General features: G+C 69.9%; 4 protein-coding genes and 1 tRNA gene. 2 read left to right on the forward strand and 3 right to left on the reverse strand.

Annotated elements, in window-relative coordinates; genetic code table 11:
- From GKQ77_RS24560 to GKQ77_RS24570, 3 genes are all read right to left on the reverse strand, one after another.
- On the reverse strand, positions 1 to 780 hold a 780-nt coding region (locus GKQ77_RS24560), incomplete at its 3' end, for a cytochrome c biogenesis CcdA family protein (RefSeq protein WP_219691109.1).
- The gene (locus GKQ77_RS24565; protein ID WP_219691110.1) at positions 777 to 1,556 is read right to left on the reverse strand and encodes a DsbA family protein; all 780 of its coding nucleotides are present in this window, start codon (positions 1,554 to 1,556) and stop codon (positions 777 to 779) included. The genes GKQ77_RS24565 and GKQ77_RS24560, both read right to left, overlap by 4 nt.
- Before the next feature lie 63 nt (positions 1,557 to 1,619).
- Positions 1,620 to 1,979, reverse strand: a complete 360-nt coding sequence (locus GKQ77_RS24570) for a hypothetical protein (protein WP_258021891.1) — start codon at positions 1,977 to 1,979, stop codon at positions 1,620 to 1,622.
- Between the two features lie 83 nt (positions 1,980 to 2,062).
- On the opposite strand from GKQ77_RS24570, the gene hrpA reads away from it, so the two are divergent.
- Together hrpA and GKQ77_RS24580 are read left to right on the forward strand one after the other, a co-directional pair.
- Complete coding sequence (gene hrpA, locus GKQ77_RS24575) at positions 2,063 to 6,049, forward strand: ATP-dependent RNA helicase HrpA (protein ID WP_219691111.1); 3,987 nt, start codon at positions 2,063 to 2,065, stop codon at positions 6,047 to 6,049.
- Between the two features lie 95 nt (positions 6,050 to 6,144).
- Positions 6,145 to 6,219, forward strand: a tRNA-Asp gene (locus GKQ77_RS24580).
- The last annotated feature ends 371 nt before the right edge of the window (positions 6,220 to 6,590 follow it).

The following is a 6,590-nucleotide window of genomic DNA, read 5'->3' on the forward strand; positions in this document are numbered from 1 at the left end:
CGTCAGCACCACGACTCCCGCCAACAGCACCGCGTCCGGCACGGCCCTGCCGACACCCGAGGCCCACCGCTCCACCGCGAACGAGTCGTCCACGTCCAGGAGCCCCGGCAGCGCGGTCGTCCCGTCGTAGGCGAGGAAGAGCGCCCCGAGGCCGATGAAGAACAGCCCGGAAAGCAGCGAGGTCGTGTGCAGTTCGAACCGGCCGAGCCGGAAGGCCCGCCCCCGCAGCCACCTGCGCCGCCCCAGCTCGAACCGCTCCCAGAGCAGCGCGAGGACGAAGAGCGGCACGGCCATGCCCAGCGCGTAGACCGCAAGGAGCAGCCCTCCGTACACCGGGCTCCCGCTCACCGCCGCGACCGTCAGGACGCTGCCGAGGATCGGCCCGGCGCAGAACCCGGCGAGCCCGTAGACCGCCCCCAGCGCGTACACGGAGACGGCGGTCGTCGGCCGGATCCGCCCCGAAAGCTCCGCCATCCTCCGCGAGGCGAAGCCCATCCCCACCACCTGGAGCACCCCGAGCCCGATGATCAGCCACCCGGCGACGAGCACCAGCTGGTCACGGTGGCCGAAGAAGAACCGCCCGGCATAGGAACCGGCCGCGCCAAGCGGCACAAGCGTCGTGGCGAGTCCCGCGTAGAAGATGCCGGTCCGCGCGACCAGGCGGGACGTGGAGTCGATCGAGTACGCGAAGAAGGCGGGCAGGAGCAGCGCGCTGCACGGGCTGACGAGCGCGAGCAGCCCGCCCAGGAACGCCGCGAAGTACCCCACATCGGCGGTCACTCGGAGCCACCCTTGCCGCTCCCCTTGCCCTGGTTGCCCCGGGAATCCGCGGCCTTCGCCGCCGCCTCGATCGCCTGATCGAAGACGTCGTCCGGCTGCGCGCCCGAGATGGGCCGCCCGTTGACCAGGAAGGACGGCGTGGACGTGGCGCCGAGCCCGTACGCCTCCTCCTGGTCCTTCTTCACCGCCGCCTTGGCCGCCTCGCTCCCGGCGTCGCGCACGAAGCGGCCGATGTCCTTGACCCCGGCCTCCTCGGCCAGTTCCCTCAGCCGGTCCTCGCCGAAGCCCTTCTCCTTGGCCCCCTCGGCGTACGCGGCCTCGTTGAACTGCCAGAAGCGCCCCTGCCTCCCCGCGGCCCACGCGCCGCGCGCGGCCCGCTCGGAGTCCGCGCCGAAGATCGGGAAGTTGCGCCACTCGATGCGCAGAACGCCCTCGTCCACGTACTTCTTCACGAGGCCCGGCTCGGTGTCGCGGGCGAACTTCCCGCAGAAGCCGCACTTGAAGTCGGCGTACTCGACCATCACGACGGGCGCGTCGGCGCGGCCCTGGGCGAGCGGGTCCTTGGCGTCGCGCCGCGCGAGCTTCTCCAGCTCGGGATAGACCCCGGCCTGCGCCTCGGCGGAGGGCGCGGCTCCGGCGGCGGCCTCCTTCACGGTGCCACCCGGCGAGGAGTCGGCGGGCTTGGTCGCGGTGTAGGAGGCGACGCCGAGCAGCGCGGCGGCGACGGCGACGCCCGCGACGATGGCGATGTTCTTTTTGTTGTTGCTCTGCGGCATCAGCAGGTTCTCTCTGTTCCTGTGGTTCCTGTACGTGGTGGAAGGGCCCGGACGCGGGCGCCTCTACACACGCAGGACAGAGAGATCCACAGGGGAGGGCGGCGCGACCGGCGGCGGCCCCCGCACCGGCGTCACGTCAAGGAGAGCCTGGTCGCCGCTCCAGGAGCCGGCGGCACCGTGGGCCTCGTACAGCGCGGGCAGCAGATCGTGCGCGGAGCTGGAGCGCGGCGGCGACACGGGGTGCTGCCCGGTGTCCCCCTGCCCGCCCTCGCCGCAGCCGGGCCCGTCGTGGCTCTCCGCCGCGTGCGCCACCGTGGAGACCGGCGCCTCGGCATGGGCGACCGCAGGCCCGCAGAACCCCCCGAGCACGACGAGCAGCACCGCCACCAAGGGGCACCACGCCGTACGCGCACGGGTCAACATGCCCGGAATCGTACGTGTCGGGACCCCGCCAAGGGGAAATCGGTTCGCCACCGCCGAGCGGCGGGTGAGATCCTGGACGGCGTATGTCTACGCAGCCCGCCCTCACCCTCGACACCCTCGCCCCCCGCCTGACCGAGCTGTCGCTGCGCGACGAGCACCGGATCGGCCGCCGGCTCGAGGGTGCACGCCGCATCCGCAAGCCCGAGGCCCGCGCCGCCGTTCTCGCCGAGATCGCGGCGGACGTGGAGAAGGCCGAGGCGCGGATGGCCGAGCGCGGCTCCCGCGTGCCCGCGATCACCTATCCCGAGCAGCTGCCGGTCAGCCAGAAGAAGGACGACATCGCCGAGGCGATCCGCGACCACCAGGTCGTGATCGTCGCGGGCGAGACCGGTTCCGGCAAGACCACGCAGATCCCCAAGATCTGTCTGGAGCTTGGCCGGGGCGTGCGCGGCATGATCGGCCATACGCAGCCGCGCCGCATCGCGGCCCGTACGGTCGCCGAGCGCGTCGCCGAGGAGATGGACACGCCGCTCGGCGAGGCCGTCGGCTGGAAGGTCCGCTTCACGGACCAGGTCAATCCGGACGGCACGTTCATCAAGCTGATGACGGACGGCATCCTGCTCGCCGAGATCCAGACGGACCGCGAGCTGCGCGCGTACGACACGATCATCATCGACGAGGCGCACGAGCGTTCGCTCAACATCGACTTCCTGCTGGGCTACCTCGCCCAGCTGCTGCCGAGGCGCCCGGACCTGAAGGTCGTCATCACCTCGGCGACCATCGACCCCGAGCGCTTCTCGCGGCACTTCGGGGACGCGCCGATCGTGGAGGTCAGCGGCCGGACCTATCCGGTGGAGGTGCGCTACCGGCCCCTCCTAGAAGAGGACTCGGACGACTCCGACCGCGACCAGATCACGGCGATCACCGACGCCGTCGAGGAGCTTCAGGCCGAGGGCAAGGGCGACATCCTCGTCTTCCTCTCCGGAGAGCGCGAGATCCGCGACACGGCGGACGCGCTGAACAAGAAGAACTACAAGTTCACGGAAGTCCTCCCGCTCTACGCCCGGCTCTCCCACGCCGAGCAGCACCGCGTCTTCCAGCAGCACACGGGCAGACGGATCGTCCTCGCGACGAACGTCGCCGAGACCTCGCTGACCGTGCCGGGCATCAAGTACGTGATCGACCCCGGCACGGCCCGCATCTCCCGCTACAGCCACCGCACGAAGGTGCAGCGCCTGCCCATCGAGGCGATCAGCCAGGCCAGCGCCAACCAGCGCAAGGGCCGCTGCGGCCGTACGTCGGACGGCATCTGCATCCGGCTCTACAGCGAGGACGACTTCCTCTCCCGCCCGGAGTTCACGGACGCGGAGATCCTCCGTACGAACCTCGCCTCCGTCATCCTCCAGATGACCGCGGCCGGCCTCGGCGACATCGAGAAGTTCCCCTTCATCGACCCGCCGGACCACCGCAACATCCGCGACGGCGTGCAGCTCCTGCAGGAGCTGGGCGCGCTGGACCCGACCCAGAAGGACCCGAAGAAGCGCCTCACCCAGCAGGGCCGCAAGCTGGCCCAGCTGCCGGTGGACCCGCGGCTCGCCCGGATGGTCCTGGAGGCCGACAAGAACGGCTGCGTACGCGAGGTCATGGTGATCGCGGCGGCCCTGTCCATCCAGGACCCGCGCGAGCGCCCGGCCGAGAAGCAGGCGCAGGCCGACCAGCAGCACGCCCGCTTCAAGGACGAGACCAGCGACTTCCTCGCGTATCTGAACCTGTGGCGGTACGTCCGTGAGCAGCAGAAGGAGCGCGGCTCGTCGTCCTTCCGCCGCATGTGCAAGGCGGAGTACCTGAACTTCCTGCGCATCCGCGAATGGCAGGACATCTATACGCAGCTGCGTACGGTCGCCAAGCAGCTGGGCATCCACCTCAACGACGAGGACGCCCCCGACGACCGCGTCCACATCTCCCTGCTCGCCGGGCTCCTCTCCCACATCGGGATGAAGGACGTGAAGGAGTCCAAGGACAGCGGCAAGGACAGTAAGGACCCCAAGCAGCGCGGCGGGCGCAACGAATACATCGGCGCCCGCAACGCCAAGTTCGCGATCTTCCCCGGCTCGGCGCTCTTCAAGAAGCCGCCGCGCTTCATCATGTCGGCCGAGCTGGTGGAGACCTCGCGGCTGTGGGCCCGCGTCAACGCCAAGATCGAGCCCGAGTGGGTCGAGCCGCTGGCCGAGCACCTCCTCAAGCGCACGTACAGCGAGCCGCACTGGGAGAAGGACCAGGCGGCGGTGATGGCGATAGAGAAGGTCACGCTGTACGGCGTCCCGATCGTCACCGACCGCAAGGTGAACTACGGCCGCATCGACCCCGAGGTCTCCCGCGACCTGTTCATCCGCAACGCGCTCGTCGAGGGCGACTGGCGCACGCACCACAAGTTCTTCGCCGCCAACCGCAAGCTGCTCACCGAGGTCGAGGAGCTCGAGCACCGGGCCCGGCGCCGCGACATCCTCGTCGACGACGAGACGCTCTTCGACTTCTACGACCAGCGGGTGCCGGCCGACGTCGTCTCCGGCGCGCACTTCGACTCGTGGTGGAAGAAGAAGCAGCGGGAAAAGCCCGAACTGCTCGACTTCGAGCGGTCGATGCTGATCAACGAGAAGGCCGGTGACGTCTCCAAGGACGACTACCCCGACTCGTGGCGGCAGGGCCCGCTGAAGTTCAAGGTGACGTACCAGTTCGAGCCGGGGGCGGACGCGGACGGCGTCACCGTCCACATCCCGCTCCAGGTCCTCAACCAGGTCTCGGACGAGGGCTTCGACTGGCAGATCCCGGGGCTGCGCGAGGACGTGGTCATCGAGCTGATCCGCTCCCTGCCCAAGCCGATCCGGCGGAACTACGTCCCGGCGCCGAACTACGCGCAGGCGTTCCTGGAGCGTGCGGTCCCCCTCCAGGAGCCGCTGCACGTCACGCTGGCGCGCGAGCTGCAGCGGATGGTCGGGGTGCCGGTCTCGCCCGACGACTTCGATCTGACGCGCGTACCCGACCACTTGAAGATCACGTTCCGGATCACCGACGAGCGGCGTCGCAAGCTCGCCGAGGACAAGGACCTCGAAGCGCTCAAGCTGCGGCTCAAGCCGAAGGCCCGGCAGGCGCTCTCGCAGGCCGCCGCCGCGACCGCCGAGCGTACGGGCGGCTCGGCCGTGGAGCGTACGGGGCTGACGGACTGGAACATAGGCGCGCTCAGCCGCGTCTTCGAGACCCGGCGGGCCGGGCAGCCCGTGAAGGCGTACCCCGCCCTCGTGGACGACGGCGACACCGTCTCCGTACGCCTCTTCGACACCGAGGCGGAGCAGCGGCAGGCGATGTGGCGCGGTACGCGCCGGCTCATCCTGCGCAACATCCCGGTCAACCCGGGCAAGTTCGCCTCCGACAAGCTGACGAACCAGCAAAAGCTCGCCCTGTCCGCGAATCCGCACGGGTCCATGCAGGCGCTCTTCGACGACTGTGCGATGGCGGCGGCGGACAAGCTGATCGCGGACTTCGGCGGGCCCGTCTGGGACGAGGCGGCCTACCGGGCGCTCTTCGACAAGGTGCGGGCGGAGATCGTCGACACCACCGTGCGGGCCGTCGGCCAGGTGCAGCAGGTGCTCGCCGCCTGGCAGGCCTGTGAGCGGCGCCTGAAGTCGACGAAGAGCCCCGTGCTGCTCGCGAACCTCGCGGACGTGCGGGAGCAGCTGAACTCCCTCATCAAGCCGGGCTTCGTGACGGAGACGGGTCTGCGGCGCCTGCCCGACCTGATGCGGTACATGGTGGCGGCGGACCGGCGGCTCCAGCAGATGCCGACGAACGTCCAGCGGGACACCAGTCGCATGGAGAAGGTCCACGAGATGCGGGACGAGTACCTGTGGCTCCTGGAGCAGCTGCCGCGGGGCCGGCCGGTTCCCCAGGAGGTCCTGGACGTCCGCTGGATGCTGGAGGAGCTGCGCGTCAGCTACTTCGCGCACGCGCTGGGCACGGCGTACCCCGTCTCGGACAAACGGATCGTGAAGGCGATCGACGCGCTGGCGCCGTGAGCGCGGGCGTACGCAGGGTGAGTTCGACCGCTGGGCCTGCGCTGCTGTAGAGTCCTGTCTCGCAGCACAGCGCGCAAGCGGGTGCCGCGAAGCAAGGTCCTGTGGAGCAGTTTGGAGTGCTCGCCACCCTGTCAAGGTGGAGGCCGCGGGTTCAAATCCCGTCAGGACCGCAGTAAGAAAGGGCCCGCAGCCGACTTGGTTGCGGGCCCTTCTGCCTGCCCTAGTCCCTCGCGGCTCGCCGCCCTGTCAAGGTGGAGGCCGCGCCCGCGGCGAAGCCGCAATCAGACACAGCAAATCCCGTCAGAACCGCAGTACGAAAGGGCCCGCAGCCGAAACTGGCCGCGGGCCCCTTCGCATGCCCTAGCCCCTCGCAGCTCGCCACCCTGACAAGGTGGAGGCCGCGCCCGCGGCGAAGCCGCAATCAGACACAGCAAATCCCGTCAGGACCGCAGTAAGAAAGGGCCCGCAGCCGAAACTGGCCGCGGGCCCCTTCGCACGCCCTAGCCCCTCGCAGCTCGCCACCCTGACAAGGTGGAGGCCG

Origin of the sequence: Streptomyces anatolicus (assembly GCF_019400875.1) — a bacterium.
In the GTDB taxonomy this organism is placed as follows: Bacteria; Actinomycetota; Actinomycetes; order Streptomycetales; family Streptomycetaceae; genus Streptomyces; species Streptomyces anatolicus.